Origin of the sequence: Virgibacillus sp. LDC-1 (genome assembly GCF_030137545.1) — a bacterium.
Classification (GTDB): Bacteria; Bacillota; Bacilli; order Bacillales; family Amphibacillaceae; genus LDC-1.
In genome coordinates this window covers 37,185-53,693 of sequence record NZ_JARUVL010000005.1, presented here as the reverse complement: position 1 = coordinate 53,693, position 16,509 = coordinate 37,185, and the positions used below count along the sequence as shown (strand labels likewise).

At 39.3% G+C, this 16,509-nt stretch carries 13 protein-coding genes; 12 read left to right on the top strand and 1 reads right to left on the bottom strand.

Going from position 1 to position 16,509, the window contains the following annotated elements; translation table 11 throughout:
* Positions 1–120: 120 nt before the first annotated feature.
* The 3 genes from QBK89_RS06190 (at position 121) to QBK89_RS06180 (ending at position 2,523) form a co-directional block, all read left to right on the top strand.
* The gene (locus tag QBK89_RS06190; RefSeq protein WP_284140161.1) at positions 121–1,440 is read left to right on the top strand and encodes an HD domain-containing protein; all 1,320 of its coding nucleotides are present in this window, start codon (positions 121–123) and stop codon (positions 1,438–1,440) included.
* Positions 1,430–1,927, top strand: a complete 498-nt coding sequence (locus tag QBK89_RS06185) for a YwgA family protein (protein WP_284140160.1) — start codon at positions 1,430–1,432, stop codon at positions 1,925–1,927. Before QBK89_RS06190 ends, QBK89_RS06185 begins: the two co-directional genes overlap by 11 nt.
* A gap of 71 nt (positions 1,928–1,998) precedes the next feature.
* Positions 1,999–2,523: a YwhD family protein gene (locus QBK89_RS06180; RefSeq protein ID WP_284140159.1), complete on the top strand. Its 525-nt coding sequence runs from the start codon at positions 1,999–2,001 to the stop codon at positions 2,521–2,523.
* A gap of 185 nt (positions 2,524–2,708) precedes the next feature.
* Here the strand turns inward: QBK89_RS06180 and QBK89_RS06175 are convergent, their stop codons facing one another.
* Positions 2,709–4,733, bottom strand: coding sequence for a transglycosylase domain-containing protein (locus QBK89_RS06175; protein WP_284140158.1), 2,025 nt, complete (start codon positions 4,731–4,733; stop codon positions 2,709–2,711).
* A 262-nt stretch (positions 4,734–4,995) separates the two neighbouring features.
* On the opposite strand from QBK89_RS06175, the gene QBK89_RS06170 reads away from it, so the two are divergent.
* The 9 genes from QBK89_RS06170 (at position 4,996) to QBK89_RS06130 (ending at position 16,454) form a co-directional block, all read left to right on the top strand.
* The gene (locus QBK89_RS06170; protein ID WP_284140157.1) at positions 4,996–5,412 is read left to right on the top strand and encodes a YwiB family protein; all 417 of its coding nucleotides are present in this window, start codon (positions 4,996–4,998) and stop codon (positions 5,410–5,412) included.
* Positions 5,409–7,079: an arginine--tRNA ligase gene (gene argS / locus QBK89_RS06165; RefSeq protein WP_284140156.1), complete on the top strand. Its 1,671-nt coding sequence runs from the start codon at positions 5,409–5,411 to the stop codon at positions 7,077–7,079. Before QBK89_RS06170 ends, argS begins: the two co-directional genes overlap by 4 nt.
* A gap of 240 nt (positions 7,080–7,319) precedes the next feature.
* Entirely contained in the window at positions 7,320–9,428 is a 2,109-nt protein-coding gene (locus QBK89_RS06160; protein ID WP_481937823.1) for a heterodisulfide reductase-related iron-sulfur binding cluster, read from the top strand.
* A gap of 558 nt (positions 9,429–9,986) precedes the next feature.
* Complete coding sequence (locus tag QBK89_RS06155; protein WP_284140155.1) at positions 9,987–11,174, top strand: acetyl-CoA C-acetyltransferase; 1,188 nt, start codon at positions 9,987–9,989, stop codon at positions 11,172–11,174.
* A gap of 331 nt (positions 11,175–11,505) precedes the next feature.
* Positions 11,506–12,357, top strand: coding sequence for a 3-hydroxybutyryl-CoA dehydrogenase (locus QBK89_RS06150; RefSeq protein ID WP_284140154.1), 852 nt, complete (start codon positions 11,506–11,508; stop codon positions 12,355–12,357).
* Between the two features lie 45 nt (positions 12,358–12,402).
* The gene (locus tag QBK89_RS06145) at positions 12,403–13,542 is read left to right on the top strand and encodes an acyl-CoA dehydrogenase (protein WP_284140153.1); all 1,140 of its coding nucleotides are present in this window, start codon (positions 12,403–12,405) and stop codon (positions 13,540–13,542) included.
* Positions 13,543–13,657: 115 nt separating this feature from the next.
* Entirely contained in the window at positions 13,658–14,797 is a 1,140-nt protein-coding gene (locus QBK89_RS06140; RefSeq protein ID WP_284140152.1) for an acyl-CoA dehydrogenase, read from the top strand.
* Between the two features lie 99 nt (positions 14,798–14,896).
* The gene (gene meaB / locus QBK89_RS06135; protein ID WP_284140302.1) at positions 14,897–15,850 is read left to right on the top strand and encodes a methylmalonyl Co-A mutase-associated GTPase MeaB; all 954 of its coding nucleotides are present in this window, start codon (positions 14,897–14,899) and stop codon (positions 15,848–15,850) included.
* On the top strand, positions 15,837–16,454 hold the full coding sequence (locus QBK89_RS06130; protein WP_284140151.1) for a TetR/AcrR family transcriptional regulator: 618 nt from the start codon (positions 15,837–15,839) through the stop codon (positions 16,452–16,454). The genes meaB and QBK89_RS06130 overlap by 14 nt, the downstream gene beginning before the upstream one ends.
* Positions 16,455–16,509: the final 55 nt, after the last annotated feature.

Below are 16,509 nucleotides of genomic sequence, written 5' to 3'. Positions count from 1 at the left end.
ACATTATTTCTATTTTACACAGATTACCTTCTATGTGGTTTGTTTAATTATACCTTTTTTCCATTATCTCTATCATATATAATAAAGGAAAAATGTCGAACAGAAACGAGTTGGTTCAAAATGGCATATAAAGATAAGCAACTTCAGGAGGAAAAAGTATTTAAGGATCCAGTTCATCGCTATGTACATGTTCGTGACCAAGTAATTTGGGACTTGATTGCCACACCAGAATTTCAACGGCTTCGTAGAATAAAACAGTTAGGCACAACCAATTTAACGTTTCACGGAGCAGAGCATAGTCGATTTAATCACTCGCTTGGTGTGTATGAAATTGTTAGAAGGATTATTAATAATTTTCAGGATCGACCGAATTGGGATAATGAAGAACGGCTACTCTGTCTTTGTGCAGCTTTATTACATGATCTTGGTCACGGTCCTTTTTCGCATTCCTTTGAAAAAGTTTTTAAGCTAGATCATGAATATTTTACCCAACAAATTATTTTAGGAGATACAAAGATAAATGAAGTGTTAGAACGTGTACAACCAGGGTTTGCGCAGAATGTAGCGGATGTCATTGATAAGACGTATCAGAATAAATTAGTCGTAAGTTTAATTTCAAGTCAAATTGATGCAGACAGAATGGATTATTTGCTACGGGATGCCTATTTTACTGGGGTTAGCTATGGTCATTTTGATATGGAACGCATCCTTCGGGTCATGCGTCCGATAGAGGATCAAGTTGTTATTAAGTCAACAGGAATGCATGCGGTGGAAGATTATATTATGAGTCGCTATCAAATGTATTGGCAAGTTTATTTTCACCCAGTTACACGAAGTGCAGAAGTTATTTTAACTAAAATATTGCACCGCGCAAAGCACTTATATGAAACAAGCAATTATACATTTAAATTAGAGCCAACACACTTTATTTCTTTTTTTACAGGAGATGTACAGCTAGAGCATTATTTAAAGCTGGATGAATCGATTGTTCAATATTACTTCCAGCTATGGCAAGACGAAGATGATTTTATTTTGAGTGATCTTTGTGAACGGTTTATGAATCGACGGTTATTTAAGTATGTGGAATTTAATCCCAATCATATGATGAAGGAATTAATGGAATTGTATCGGCTGTTTCAAAAAATCGGTATTGATCCAGAGTATTATTTAGTAGACGATTCCTCATCAGACTTACCATATGACTTTTATCGTCCAGGAGAAGAAGAAGAAAGATTGCCGATTCATTTATTGATGCCCAATGGGGAGTTAAAAGAACTATCCCGGCATTCGGATATCGTGGAAGCTATTTCAGGAAAGAAGCGTACCGATCATAAGCTTTATTTTCCGAAAGATCTTTTAGACATGAACGAGGATAAACAGACGGTAGAACAAATTAAGGCTATTCTTTACGGACAAGGAGATGAGGGCAATGTTAATTAATCATGCCAAGTTAATGCAGTTTTTTTCCGTTGCGAGAGAGGTTGTTGGCAGGAAGAAATTGCAAAAGATGATCTATATCCTACAATCCTGTGGTCTTCCATTTGAAGAAAAATATCAGTTTCATGTATATGGCCCTTACTCTGAAGAACTTTCATTACGCACGGAGGAGCTTTGTAATTTAGGCTTTCTCAGCGAAGAAAAAGAAGAAAAAAGCAATTATTTTCAATATCATTATACAATTACAACGGATGGAGAACGTTTTTTAGAGCAGTTTGACATGAAGATTGCTAGCTTAGAAGAAAAATCGGCGATGATTTTGGATAAAAGTGCTCGCTTTCTTGAATTGGTTGCTACAATGCTCTACTTTAAGCAATTACCACGAGAAGAAGTGGAGAAGAAGGTACATATTGTGAAACCAAAGCAAAATTACAATGAAACAGAACTAAAGGAAGCTTGGCAGCTTATTGATGCGTTAATGGATGCATAAGAACATTCACATGAAATTCAATAACAGGCATGCTACAATAATCTATATAGAAATTTAGAAGGAGGATCAACATGCATTCAGATCAATCTTCAAATAAAAAGAAGAATAATGCATTTACAATTATAAAGGATGATTCCAATGATGGACATGGCGGCTATGGAGTTGGTGCAATAAGCCTAGAAAACATGTCTTCCGTTATTGTCGACCCAAATGAAAATAAGGCCTATGTAGATATGGGGGCAATGCATGCGCGCAGTGAAATAGAGCGAAGAGTAAAATGGCTTCCGGATAAAGATGCTGTTCCTAATGGGAAGCTTTATTGGATTGTTTGGGTAAATGTTGAACATGGTGAGAACGGTCCATATTATGCTGGTGTTGCCGGAAGTGAAATCCGTGTCGATCGCTCTATAAAACGAGCTTATAAATCGATGCCTGAACATGTCACCCATATGGATAAGTCATTAAAGGGAAAAATCATTGTAGATCATATGGATGACCATTCTAAAAAGCTTCTAGGTGATTATTTGAAAACCTTTAATCAACAATTTTGGGAAAATTCCTCAGAAGAACTAAAAAATGCATTAGATGTACAATAAACTGCAACATATAATTGTGAATAATTTGTGACTTAATCGTGAACAAACTGTTAAATTATTGTACTTTCCAACAGAAGTTTGTAAAATATGTATACATGGGCTAAAACATGTATTGCTAGGACAAAAAAGAAGCCGACCATCGAAGAGATTGGACACCTCTTCAAAAGGTCGGCTTCTTTTGTTTATTAGGGAAGAAACATATCAAACCATTTTTCAAAGGATTCATTTTCTTCCTTTTTTTCTTCATGTAGATGGATAGTACAGCTTTCTGTTGGCTCGTTTCCTGCAATAAAATACATCACCGTTCTCGTTGGACAATACGGGGTTGCTCGTTCGCCTGTAGTTGGATCAATTGGGATACCGATGACTCCTTTTGGTTCCTTAAATGATTGTTCAGGCTTTCCTTCATGAGCCTCTTCCATGAAGTTTGCCCATATCTTTTTAGCATAGGATTGTTCGGCAACCTTTTCGATGGCGCGATTATCATCATAGCCTGTCCAAATCCCAGTAACTAAATCAGGGCTAAAGCCAATCATCCAGTTGTCTGAGCTAGTAGTACCAGATTTTCCAGCATATTCCCGTGTTAATTGATCCGTAATGGTAGAGCCAGTCACTGGCATATACCCATTCAAGGATTCATCGAACATACCTGTCATTAATTGGGACAGGATGAACGTCTTCTGGGCATCGAGCACTTTTTCGCTTGAATGTGGGGCTCGTTTATAAATCTCCTTGCCATTATAATCGACAATTCGTTCGATAGTGTGCGCTGACACTGCCATACCGCCGTTGGCCAACATGGCATAACCTCGTACCATTTCTAGCACAGAAACAGATGCAGTACCTAAGGCAAGTGATGGCACAGCAGGAAGTTCACTTGTAATACCAAATTTTCGTGCAGTTTCAGTAAGTTTACCCTCCCCAAGATAAAGAATGGTTTTTACTGCATAAATATTGTCAGAAAGGGCCAAAGCCTGGGCTAATGTAATCGGTTCATAAGCATAGTACCCATTGTAGTTACTAGGCTGATACACATTTCCGTTTTCTAATGTAAAAGCGGTTGGCTTGCTCATCACTTTCGTAGTCGCGGTATATCCATTTTCCAATGCCGCATAATACAAAAAAGGCTTAAAAGCAGATCCTGGCATTCGTTTTGCTACAATGGCACGATTATAAGGGCTATCCTTATAATTCTTTCCTCCAATAAGTGCTTTAATTTGTCCACTATCTGGCATCATTGCTATGGCACCGATTTGCATATCGGTAGAATTAGGGACGGTCTCTTGTACACGCTTCTCCATCATTTGTTGTGCAGCTTTGTCCATTGTCGTATAAATATGGTAACCACCAGATTTTACTGCTTCTATGTCTAATTGGAGTATGCCGGCTGCTTCCCGAATAACCGTATCCTGAAAATAACTTCCTAACCCTGTTCTTTTGGTTTCTTCTTTTGTTGCATAGAGAAGCGGTTCGTTCTTCGCGTTTGTGAATCCTTGTGGAGAAATGATGTTTTCATTTTTCATTTGCGACAAGATGAGCTCCTGTCTCTTTTTTGCCCTTTCTGGATCATTAATTGGAGAATAATACGTAGGGCCTTTTGGAATACCAGCTAGCATTGCAGACTCAGCTAATGACAAGCTGTTCGCTGACTTGTTAAAAAATAATTTACTAGCCGCTTCAATGCCGTATGCGCCATGGCCATAGTATATGGTATTTAAATAGCCCTCAAGAATCTCTTTTTTTGAATAAAACATTTCTAAACGAATCGTATAAAACGCTTCCTTTAATTTCCTTGTCCACGTTTTCTCTTGTGTAAGATAAAGATTTCGAGCGTATTGTTGGGTTAGCGTACTTGCACCTTCCTTCAATGAAAAGTGCTGTAAATCACGTATGGCTGCTCCAACGATACGTTTTAAATCAAACCCGTTATGTTTGAAAAAATGTTGATCTTCAATTAATAAAGTAGCATCGACTAAATCGCTAGACATATCTTCTAGGTTTATCCAATGTCGATTTTCAACGCCTTTTTCCTCTCCAATAACTGAGCCATCATCGCTATAATAGATTGTATTTTTATCACTGTTAATTGGTGGGGGTCCAAGCAAAAAGCTCGTCACATAAACACCTGCAATGAACAACATAAAGCAAGCACCAACAATGAAAAGTGTTCTTACCCCCCATTTTCGAATGAAAGATCTTCTTTTTTTCATCGCAATTACCTCGTTTTCTTTAGGGTGTATAGAAAAATAAAAAGTAGTTGTAATCTTGATTCATACGTATTAACCAGTATTGAACGAATAGAGCGGATATAAACGAGCAACAAATCAATTTATAAGAAAATTAACGAAAGCACAAAGACCTGGGGATGAAAATAATTAGGGTATTGAAAAAACCTTCTATTCAACGCTATAATTAACAGATATAGCATGAAGGCAAATCATTTATTGTAGAGGCGATTTTATGAGGCAAAGCGTGAAAATAGAAATGCGCACAACCATTGATGATAATGGTCAAATGGAATATAATACAATTTGTCAATTAGGCACACTGCAGCGACGTGAAAATATTCATGTGCTGCTTTTTGAAGAAGTATCAGAGGAGAATGCTGTAATTAAAAACCTAATAACGATTCAGCCGGAGAAGGTAAACATTAAAAGAACCGGTAATGTAATGATGAATCAACAGTTTGTGGAGAGACAGATTACTGAAAATGTACTTCGTCATCCATATGGCACGATCCATATGGAAACATATACGAATGCTATTTCTTATGAGGATACAGATCAAGAAAATGGCCAGTTAACAATTGATTACACAGTGAAATTAAACGGACAAGAAGCTCGAAAGCATTTGCTAGAGCTTAACTATAAGAAGGAGGATATAGCATGAATATCCTAGAGCAAACAGAGGATACATTAAAGCAACAAATTAAAGCAGCGGTTTTGAAAGCGGATCTAGCTAGCGAAGAAGAAATACCATCCATCATTTTAGAAAAGCCGAAAGAAAAGTCACATGGTGATTTTGCTACAAATATTGCCATGCAGCTTGCCCGTGTTGCAAAAAAAGCCCCCAAAATGATTGCAGACGATATTGTATCCCATTTAGATAAAACAGCAGCATCCATTGATCGCGTGGAAATTGCTGGACCGGGCTTTATTAATTTTTTCATGAAAACAGATTTTCTTGAAGATGTCATTCCTGCAATCTTAGACGCTGGAGCTGCTTATGGAACAACAAATACCGGACACGGAAAACGAATTCAGGTTGAGTTCGTATCGGTAAATCCTACTGGAGATTTACACTTAGGTCATGCAAGAGGAGCAGCATTTGGAGATGTGTTATGTAATCTTCTTGCTACATCCGGTTATCAAGTAGAACGTGAGTATTATATGAATGACGCTGGCAATCAAATTGATAACTTGGCGCGTTCGATTGAGGCGCGTTATGCACAAGCACTTGGGCGTGAAGCGGAAATGCCAGAGGATGGGTACCATGGTGCGGATATTGTAGAAATCGGTGAAGAACTAGCGAAAGAGTATGGAGATAAGTGGCTTCATGAATCGACTGAAGAACGAATCAATTTCTTTAAGGAATATGGATTAAAATACGAGTTTCAAAAAATAGAAGCAGATTTAAATGAATTTGGTGTCACGTTTGATAATTGGTTTTCAGAGAAAAGCTTATATGAGGAAAATAAAATAACACCAATGCTTCATAAATTAGAAGAAGGCAACTATACGTATGAAAAAGACGGTGCTGTCTGGTTTCGTTCGACAGATTTCGGAGATGACAAGGACCGTGTGCTCGTTAAGAATGATGGCAGTTACACATATTTAACGCCAGATATTGCGTATCACCAAAATAAAATTGATCGTGGCTTTGATCAGCTTATTAACGTTTGGGGAGCAGACCATCATGGCTATATCCCACGTATGAAAGCAGCGATCCAAGCACTAGGATATCCGAAAAATAAGCTTGAAGTAAAAATCATTCAAATGGTTAACCTATTTGAAAATGGACAAAAGGTGCGTATGAGTAAACGAACAGGAAACGCAGTTTCTTTACGTGAACTCATGAGTGAAGTTGGGGTAGATGCAGTTCGATACTTTTTCGTTATGCGTTCCAATGATGCACAGTTAGATTTTGATATGGATCTAGCGCGTTCAGAATCAAATGATAACCCGGTTTACTATGTTCAATATGCACATGCTCGAATAAGTACGATGCTAAAGCAAGCAGAAAATAAAGGCTTTGCATTAGACGGTGCGTTTGATGCAGCATTGCTCACAGCAGAGAAGGAAACAGAGCTGTTGAAAAAGCTTGGCGAATATCCACAGGTTGTTGCAGATGCAGCCCAAAAACAAGCACCACATAGAGTGACACAATACGTTTTCGATTTGGCATCTTTATTGCATAGTTTTTATAATGCGGAAAAGGTATTAGATGCAGATAATGAAGCATTAACTTATGCACGTCTAGCCTTGATGAAGGCGGTACGTATTACGATAGCAAATGCCCTTGCCTTACTAGGGGTAACGGCTCCAGAAAAGATGTAATTGAAAAAGCTGTTCGAAATAAAGCTGTTTTAGTCTTTATTAGAGCAGCTTTTCTTTTGTTTTTTGTGAATTCAAGCTTTTTTTATGTGCATGTAGAAAATTATATTTTACAAAAACAGGTTGACTGAATGATCATTCATATTTTATAGTAGACGTATACATGCAGGAATTAGAAATTATTTTTTTCTGAAAAATGCAACCGTTATCATTTTTCGCTATACTATAACAAAGGGGGAGCGGATGGTGAATTTATTTTTGTTGGTGAATTTACTTGCATTCATTGGAATAACTGGTTATGCCGTTTTTTTATTTGCCAAGGTAATTGCAACAAGAGTTGCATATATAAAGCTTGGAAGAAAATCGGATTTTGATAAGGATTTAAAAACCCGGCTGAAAAAAATCCTGACCATTGTATTTGGTCAAACAAAGCTTTTAAAGGATAAAAAGTCAGGTGCAATTCACGTTATGATGTTTTACGGCTTTATCCTTGTTCAATTTGGCGCGATCGACATGTTTATTAAAGGGTTGGTTCCAGAAAAGCATTTGCCTTTCGGACCGCTTTATCCGGGATTTACTTTTTTTCAAGAGCTCGTAACGTTGATGATTCTCACTGCGGTAGTTTGGGCGTTTTATCGCCGTTATATTGAAAAGCTTGTTCGATTAAAGCGAGGATTTAAAGCTGGTCTTGTTCTCATTTTTATCGGTACATTAATGCTTTCTGTTCTACTAGGAAATGGAATGGCGCAAATTTGGCATGGCCATGATCCAACATGGACAGAGCCAATTGCTAGTCTCATAGCAGGTGTCTTTGGTTGGCTCTCACCAACTGTAGCAATGGTAGTCTTTTATATTGCGTGGTGGATTCATACGATTACCTTACTGTCCTTTCTCGTTTATGTTCCACAGTCAAAGCATGCCCATTTAATTGCAGCACCAATTAATGTTTTTTTCAGTAAGCGTGTGCCAGGGAAACTAAAAAAGCTCGACTTTGATATCGAAGATGAAGAGGAAGAAGAAGTATCCTTTGGTGTTGGGAAAGTAGAAGACTTTGAACAGGCGCAAATGATAGATTTCTATGCATGTGTTGAATGTGGTCGTTGTACTGATGTATGCCCAGCATCAACAACAGGAAAAATGCTTTCACCAATGGATTTGATGATTAAGCTTCGTGATCATCTAACAGAAAAAGGGGCAGCAGTAACAGGAAAAACGCCATGGGTACCTACCTTTGCATTTGCAGGAACAACAGGGAATCAATTAGCTACAAAGGCAAGAAACGAAGCGGCGGCAAGTGTAGAAGGCATTCAATTAATTGGTGATGTCATAACAGAAGAAGAACTTGGTGCATGTACAACATGCCGAAATTGTGAGGATGCATGCCCGGTCATGAATGAACATGTAGATAAGATTATTGATTTGCGTCGTTATCTTGTTATGACAGAAGGGAAAATGGATTCGGATATTCAACGTGCGGTTATGAATATCGAACGCCAAGGAAATCCATGGGGTCTTTCTAAAAAAGATCGAATTAAATGGCGTGAGCTCGATGAATCTGTTTATATTCCAACTGTAAAAGAGCTGAAAAAGGAAGAAAAGGAATTTGATTACTTATTCTGGGTTAGCTCGATGGGGGCTTATGATAGCAGAAGCCAGAAAATCGCAATTGCATTTGCTAAATTAATGAATCAAGCGGGGATCCGCTTTGCTATTCTAGGAAATAAAGAAGCAAATTCAGGAGATACGGCACGCAGAATTGGAAATGAGTTTTTATTCCAAGAGATTGCCGAGAAAAACATAAAAGAATTTCAAAAACATGATGTGAAAAAAATCGTTACGATTGATCCTCACGCATACAATATTTTTAAAAATGAATACCCTGATTTTGGCTTTACTGCAGAGGTGTACCATCATACACAGCTGCTATATGATCTCGTTATGAATGGCAAGTTAAAACCAGAACGCTCAATTAATGAAAGATTAACGTATCATGATTCTTGTTATTTAGGAAGATATAATGGCGTGTATGATCCTCCACGTGAAATCCTGAGGGCTATTCCGGGGTTAGAATTAGTAGAGATGGATCGCAGTCGTGAAAACGGGATGTGCTGTGGTGCAGGTGGTGGCTTAATGTGGGCAGAAGAAACGACAGGAAATCGCATCAATGTAGCACGTACAGAGCAAGCACTTGCTGTTCAGCCTTCTATGATATCAAGCGCTTGTCCATTCTGTTTGACGATGTTGAGTGATGGAACAAAGGCGAAGGAAGTAGAAGAGGATATTCAAACGATGGATGTTGCAGAGATTCTAGCATTATCTGTTTTAATAGAAGAAGCTTCAAAAACAGCTTAGCCTTGCCTCTTTGGCAGTTCCGCTTTTTCTATGAAATACAATTATGATAAACTCATAGTTAGGAAGAGGGCATTCCTCTTCCTCTTTTGAAAGCCCGTGTTGAGCGAGCGTTCAATCGAATATAAGCGAGGCATTTTTTACAACCCTACTCACGAATAAATCGTATTAAGGGAGAATCCCGATGCGTTTCTATTGCTAACAAGCCGTTTCGGAAAAATACTTCGCTTTCCGTGGGCGGCTGATGAGCCTCTGCTCCCACAGGACAAGGAAGACTTCGAAAGCGTAACATCGCACGAAGGAAATGTGCACTTTATTTCCAAGGAGTCTCAGCATTTTTCCTTCACTAGAACGCAGGAAGCCATGATTCTAAAATTGCTGTATACGAGTGATATGGGGATAAGAAATAGTAAATCGTTATCTAAGGCAAAAAATTCACTAACGATTTTCACACTATTTCGAGTATAATGCTTTTGCAAGAGTAGCAACAAATCATTTTGTGAAAATGGAGTTCATGATAAATGGAAAGTGTAATCCAAAAAGGAAAGGATGTATAAAAGGATGCGAAAAACGGTTATTGTTTCAGGAGCAAGAACACCCTTTGGAAAATTCGGAGGTGGATTAAAAAGCTTTACTGCATCACAGCTAGGAGGAACTGCAATCCGTGAAGCACTTCAACGTGCAGGAATGGATGGTACGGAAGTTGATGAAGTAATTATGGGAACTGTATTACAAGGCGGACAAGGACAAATCCCATCACGACAAGCTGCACGTGAAGCTGGAATTCCTTGGACAGTAAAGACAGAAACAATTAATAAAGTATGTGCTTCTGGCTTGAGAAGTGTAACATTAGCTGATCAATTAATTCGCCTTGGTGAAGAAGATGTTATCGTTGCAGGTGGTATGGAGAGTATGTCAAATGCACCATATTTTCTTCCAGATGCACGATGGGGAAATCGCATGGGAGATAAAGCTGTAAAAGATATGATGATGCATGACGGTTTAACCTGCACATTTACAGGCGTGCACATGGGGAATTATGGAAATTTAACTGCGGAGGAATTTTCCCTAACGCGAGAAGCACAGGATGAATGGGCATATCAGAGTCATCAGCGGGCTATCAAAGCAATCGAAGAAGGAAAATTTCAAGAGGAAATCGTTCCATTGGAAGTGCCACAACGAAAAGGCGATCCAATTATCGTTGATACGGATGAAGCACCAAGAAAGGACACAAGTGTTGAAAAATTAGCAAAGCTGCGTCCTGCATTTGATCCCAATGGAACCATCACTGCTGGAAATGCGCCTGGTGTAAATGATGGAGCATGTGCTTTCGTCGTAATGTCAGATGAAAAAGCAAAAGAAATGAATAAAGAAGTAATGGCAACGATACTCGGCCATGCGGAAGTAGCTGTAGAAGCAGAGAAATTTCCACAAACTCCTGGGCTTGTCATAAATAAGCTTCTTGAAAAAACGGGCTATGCAAAAGAAGATATTGATTTATTTGAGATCAATGAAGCATTTGCTGCTGTATCCTTAGCAAGTGGGAAGATCGCCGACGTTGATCCAGAGAAGATAAATGTTAATGGTGGAGCAGTTGCGCTTGGGCATCCAATTGGTGCAAGTGGTGCACGTATCATTTTAACGTTAATTCATGAATTAAAGCGACTTGGCGGTGGACTTGGTATTGCAGCGATTTGCAGTGGTGGCGGGCAAGGTGATGCTGTATTAGTTGAGGTTCCTAAAAAATAAGTGATCATTACAAGCACTTGCCCGCTAAGTGCTGGAATGAACTTATTATTGTGCAAAAACATGGATGGATAAAAACTATCACGGAGTACCCAAGGAGTTTGAGCCTTTATTTAGTTGCTTAGAACGAGAGGCGGCGACTCCTGCGGGAAAAACATGCGTCTTGAGACCCCATAGTGAGCATTTTTTGCGAACGAGGAGGCTCAAGCGATAACTCCTGTAAGCGCTTACCCGTAGAGCGAAGTATTGGGTTTAACCGATGTAATAATTTATGGGAACAGTGAGAAACAAGAGGCGGAAAATAGTGTAAACATAATATACGAGGGGGAAAGGTATGGAAATTAGAAATGTCATGGTTGTTGGTGCAGGACAAATGGGGTCAGGGATTGCACAGGTTTGTGCACAAGCTGGATATCAGGTTTTTTTACATGATAAGAATGAACAGGCGTTGGAGAAGGGGATGCAGCATATTGAACGGCTGCTCGAAAAAGCAGTACAAAAAGAAAGAATAAGCCCAGCTGATAAGGATGAGACGTTACAGCGCTTAACAGCCGCTAAACAGGTTGATGCTGCTGCGAGCTGTGATGTCGTGATTGAAGCAGTTGTCGAGAACATGGAGGTTAAAACTAAGGTCTTTCAAGAGCTTGCACGAATAACGCCAGCACATACCATTTTAGCTTCTAATACATCATCATTACCAATTACAGAAATTGCAGCAGTAACAAATCGGCCTGAAAAGGTAATTGGCATGCACTTCATGAATCCAGTGCCAGTTATGCAGCTTGTTGAAATCATAAAAGGTCTACAAACAAGCGACGAAACCTTTGAAACGATAAAAAAGATGGCAGATACGCTTGGTAAAACATCAGTAGAAGTAAATGACTTTCCAGGCTTTGTAGCGAACCGTGTATTAATGCCGTTAATCAATGAAGCGATTTATGCTGTTTATGAAGGGGTTGCCTCTGTAGAGGATGTTGATACGGTAATGAAGCTTGGAATGAATCATCCGATGGGACCATTAACGCTGGCGGATTTTATTGGACTTGATACATGTCTTTCCATTATGGAAGTCATGCATGATGGCTTAGGAGATTCGAAATACCGTCCATGTCCTTTACTTCGCAAATATGTTAGTGCAGGATGGCTTGGTAAAAAATCCGGTCGTGGTTTCTACCAATATGAATGATAAATGATAAACGTAGCTTTTTGTGATCAAAAGGGGGAGCATCCAATGAATATGCATTTTACGGAAGAGCAACAAATGATGCGGAAAATGGTTCGTGATTTTGCCCAAAAAGAAGTTGCAAAGGAAGTAGATCTTATGGAGCAAACAGATCGATTTCCAAAAGCGCTTGTTCAAAAAATGGGAGAGCTTGGATTAATGGGGATTTCCATTCCAGAAAAATATGGCGGAAGCGGGATGGACTTTACTTCTTATATTATTGCGATTCATGAGCTTTCGAAAGTGAGTGCGGCACTCGGGGTTATTTTGTCTGTTCATACATCTGTAGGAACGAATCCCATTTTATATTTCGGGAATGATGCGCAAAAAGCGCATTATTTGCCAAAGCTAGCTAGAGGAGAATATTTAGGAGCCTTTGCGCTAACAGAGCCAGGTGCGGGTTCTGATGCTGCCAATTTAAAAACAAAAGCAGTTAAAGATGGAGATCACTATATTTTATCAGGCTCAAAGGTATTTATTACGAATGGTGGCGAAGCAGATACGTATATTACCTTTGCAAGAACAGGGAACGAATCCGGTTCAAACGGGATTAGTGCATTTATTGTTGAAAAAGATACACCTGGTCTTGTAATAGGGAAGAAAGAAAGAAAAATGGGGTTACATGGTTCTAATACAGTTCAGCTAACCTTTGATCAATGTAAGGTTCCACAGCAACAGCTATTAGGAGAAGAGGGGCAAGGATTTAAAATTGCGATGGCAAATTTAAATGTTGGCCGAATTGGAATTGCTGCGCAAGCTTTAGGAATAGGCGAAGCAGCGCTAGAGCATGCAGTTTCCTATGCAAAAGAACGGAAGCAGTTTGGAAAACCGATTGCTGTCCATCAAGGCGTTTCCTTTAAACTTGCTGACATGGCAACTAATGTAGAAGCTGCCAAGCTATTAATCTATCATGCTGCATCACTCGTTCAACAAGACATCCCTTGTGGCAAAGAAGCATCAATGGCAAAGCTCTACGCAACCAAAACAGCAGTTCAAGCGGCGATTGAAGCAGTGCAGGTTTTTGGTGGCTATGGGTATACAGAAGACTATCCAGTTGAACGCTTGTTTCGCGATGCCAAAGTAACCGAAATTTATGAAGGTACAAATGAAATTCAACATATGGTCATAGCCAAGCAGATTTTAACCTAACATAATCCAAAAGGTAAGCGCGTACAAAAAACTATTCGTGCATGTAGAACAATAGTCTAAAGCAACGGATTTAATGAAAATAGTGCCTAAACAAAATATACGAGGGGGAAACGAAATGAATTTTCAATTAACTGAAGAACAGGAAATGCTACGTAAAATGGTTCGTGACTTTGCAAGTAAAGAAGTAGCGCCAACTGCTGCGGAACGAGATGAAGAAGAACGTTTTGATCGTTCTATTTTCGATAAGATGGCAGAACTTGGATTAACCGGAATTCCCTGGCCAGAAGCGTATGGTGGCATTGGAGCAGATTATGTAAGCTATGTTATTGCAGTGGAAGAACTATCACGTGTTTGTGCTTCAACTGGTGTTACATTATCCGCACACCTGTCATTAGCGAGCTGGCCTATCTATAAATACGGAAATGAAGAACAAAAGAAAACGTTCCTCTATCGACTAGCAACAGGAGAAGCGCTTGGTGCATATGCATTGTCTGAACCAGGGGCAGGAAGTGATGTAGCTTCTATGAAAACCGTTGCTAAAAAAGATGAATCGGGCTACATTTTAAACGGTAATAAGGTATGGATTACGAACGGTGGTGTGGCAGATCTTTATATTGTATTTGCAAAAACAGATACCGATGCGAAACATAGAGGAATTAGTGCATTCATTGTTGAAAAAGGTACAGAAGGATTTACATTTGGAAAAAAAGAAAAGAAACTAGGCATCCGTTCTTCACCAACAACTGAGCTAATATTTGAAAACTGCCATATTCCGAAGGAGAATCTGCTTGGTGAAGAAGGAGATGGATTTAAAATCGCGATGACTACGCTTGACGGCGGAAGAAATGGGATCGCTGCGCAAGCATTAGGAATTGCTCAAGGAGCCCTAGATGCTGCTGTTGATTATGCTAAAGAAAGAGAGCAGTTTGGAAAGCCAATTGCCCATAACCAAGGTATTTCTTTTAAATTAGCAGACATGGCGACAGAAATCGAAGCATCAAGATTGCTCACATATCAAGCTGCATGGCTTGAATCAGAGGGGCTTCCATATGGAAAAGCTTCTGCAATGTCTAAGTTATTTGCAGGAGATGCAGCTATGCGTATTACAACAGAAGCAGTCCAAGTGTTTGGCGGTTATGGATATACGAAGGATTATCCTGTTGAACGGTATATGCGTGATGCGAAAATCACGCAAATTTATGAAGGTACGAATGAAATACAGCGTCTTGTTATCGGAAGAATGCTAACGAAATAATTGTATTTGAAGCGATATGATTATGGATCGTTTCATAATAACAAGCAATCATATTACGTGTAAATGGTAAATATTGATCGCAAGAAAGGAATGGACGTCATGCACCCACTCGTCGACCGGATAAAACACAAAGACATTCGAGCTTTAGCCAAAGCCATTACACTCGTTGAAAATGATGATGAAGAAAAACTGGAGCTGCTTAGTGCTATTTTTTCGATGCAAAAAAAAGCACTGTATGTCGGTATAACAGGATCTCCTGGCGCTGGAAAGAGCTCATTAGTAAATCGATTAATCGAGAAGGTTCGAGCCGAAGGAAAAACAGTAGCTGTAATTGCAGTTGATCCGACAAGTCCGTTTAGTGGAGGTGCATTGCTAGGGGATCGTGTTCGAATGAATAAGCATTTCGTCGATGATGGCGTGTTTATCCGAAGTATGGCAACACGTGGTAGCCTTGGTGGTCTAGCGCGTGCAACAAAGGATACAGTTCGAATATGTGATGCCTATGGCTTTGACGTTATTATGGTAGAGACGGTGGGGGTAGGGCAGTCTGAGCTTGATATTATGAAAATTGTCGATACAACAGCTGTAGTCCTAACACCGAATAGTGGCGATGTCCTGCAAATATTTAAAGCAGGGATTATGGAAATTGCTGATCTATTTGTAATCAATAAAGCAGACTTACATGGCGTAGGTAAGCTAACAGCTTTGCTGCGAGAATTGGTTAGTATGACGAGCAATGAACAATATGAAGTACCGATCGTAAAAACAATAACGACAGAAAATAAAGGTATAGACGAACTTTGGGATCATATAAAAACACATCATCGATTTTTATATGAAACACAAGAAGGAGAGAAGCGTCGAGTACAACAGCAGGAGCTCGAAGTAATGGAGTTAATGCGAGAAGAGATTTGGCGAGAGGTGAAGCTTTATCTGGAACGAGAAAACAGCTTATTGCAAATTACTGCAAGTGTCGATCCTTATCGGCTAGCTAAAACGCTATTCGAAAAATGGAAAGAGGAGGAAGGGGGCACAGCACATGGGCGAGAATGAAATCCTGACCTCTGTAAAAGACCAACAATTAATTGAAAAGCGGCGTAATCAAATGATTAAAGGGGCAATTACCTTATTTAAGGAAAAGGGCTTCCACCGAACGACAACACGCGAGATTGCTAAAGAAGCTGGCTTTAGCATTGGAACGTTGTATGAGTATATTCGAACGAAAGAGGATGTATTGTTTTTAGTTTGTGATGCCATTTATGCACAGGTACAATCTCGTTTAGAAGAACAAATTGATTTAGAGCATCCTTCTATCCATAACTTGGTTACCGTTGTGAAAGCGTATCTTATGCTTATGGATGAGATGCAGGAGGAAGTTCTCATCATGTATCAAGAAGTAAAATCGCTGAAAAAAGAATCGAAAGAATATGTGTTGGAAAAAGAACGAGAAATGGTCGGTATGTTAAAACGCGTGATTTTATCGTGCCTACCACATGATGTATCGGAACGCGATGCAGAGCTATTAGCCAATAACATTTTTGTTCAAGGACAAATGTGGGGCTTCCGTCGTTGGATGCTCCAAAAAAACTTTACACGAGAAGAATATATTGATCGTCAAATTCATTATTTAATGCGTGCTTTATCTGTTGAATCATAAGGGAAACAAAGAGGGGATGAAAAAACAGAAAATGATGCATAAAAACGGGGAGGAT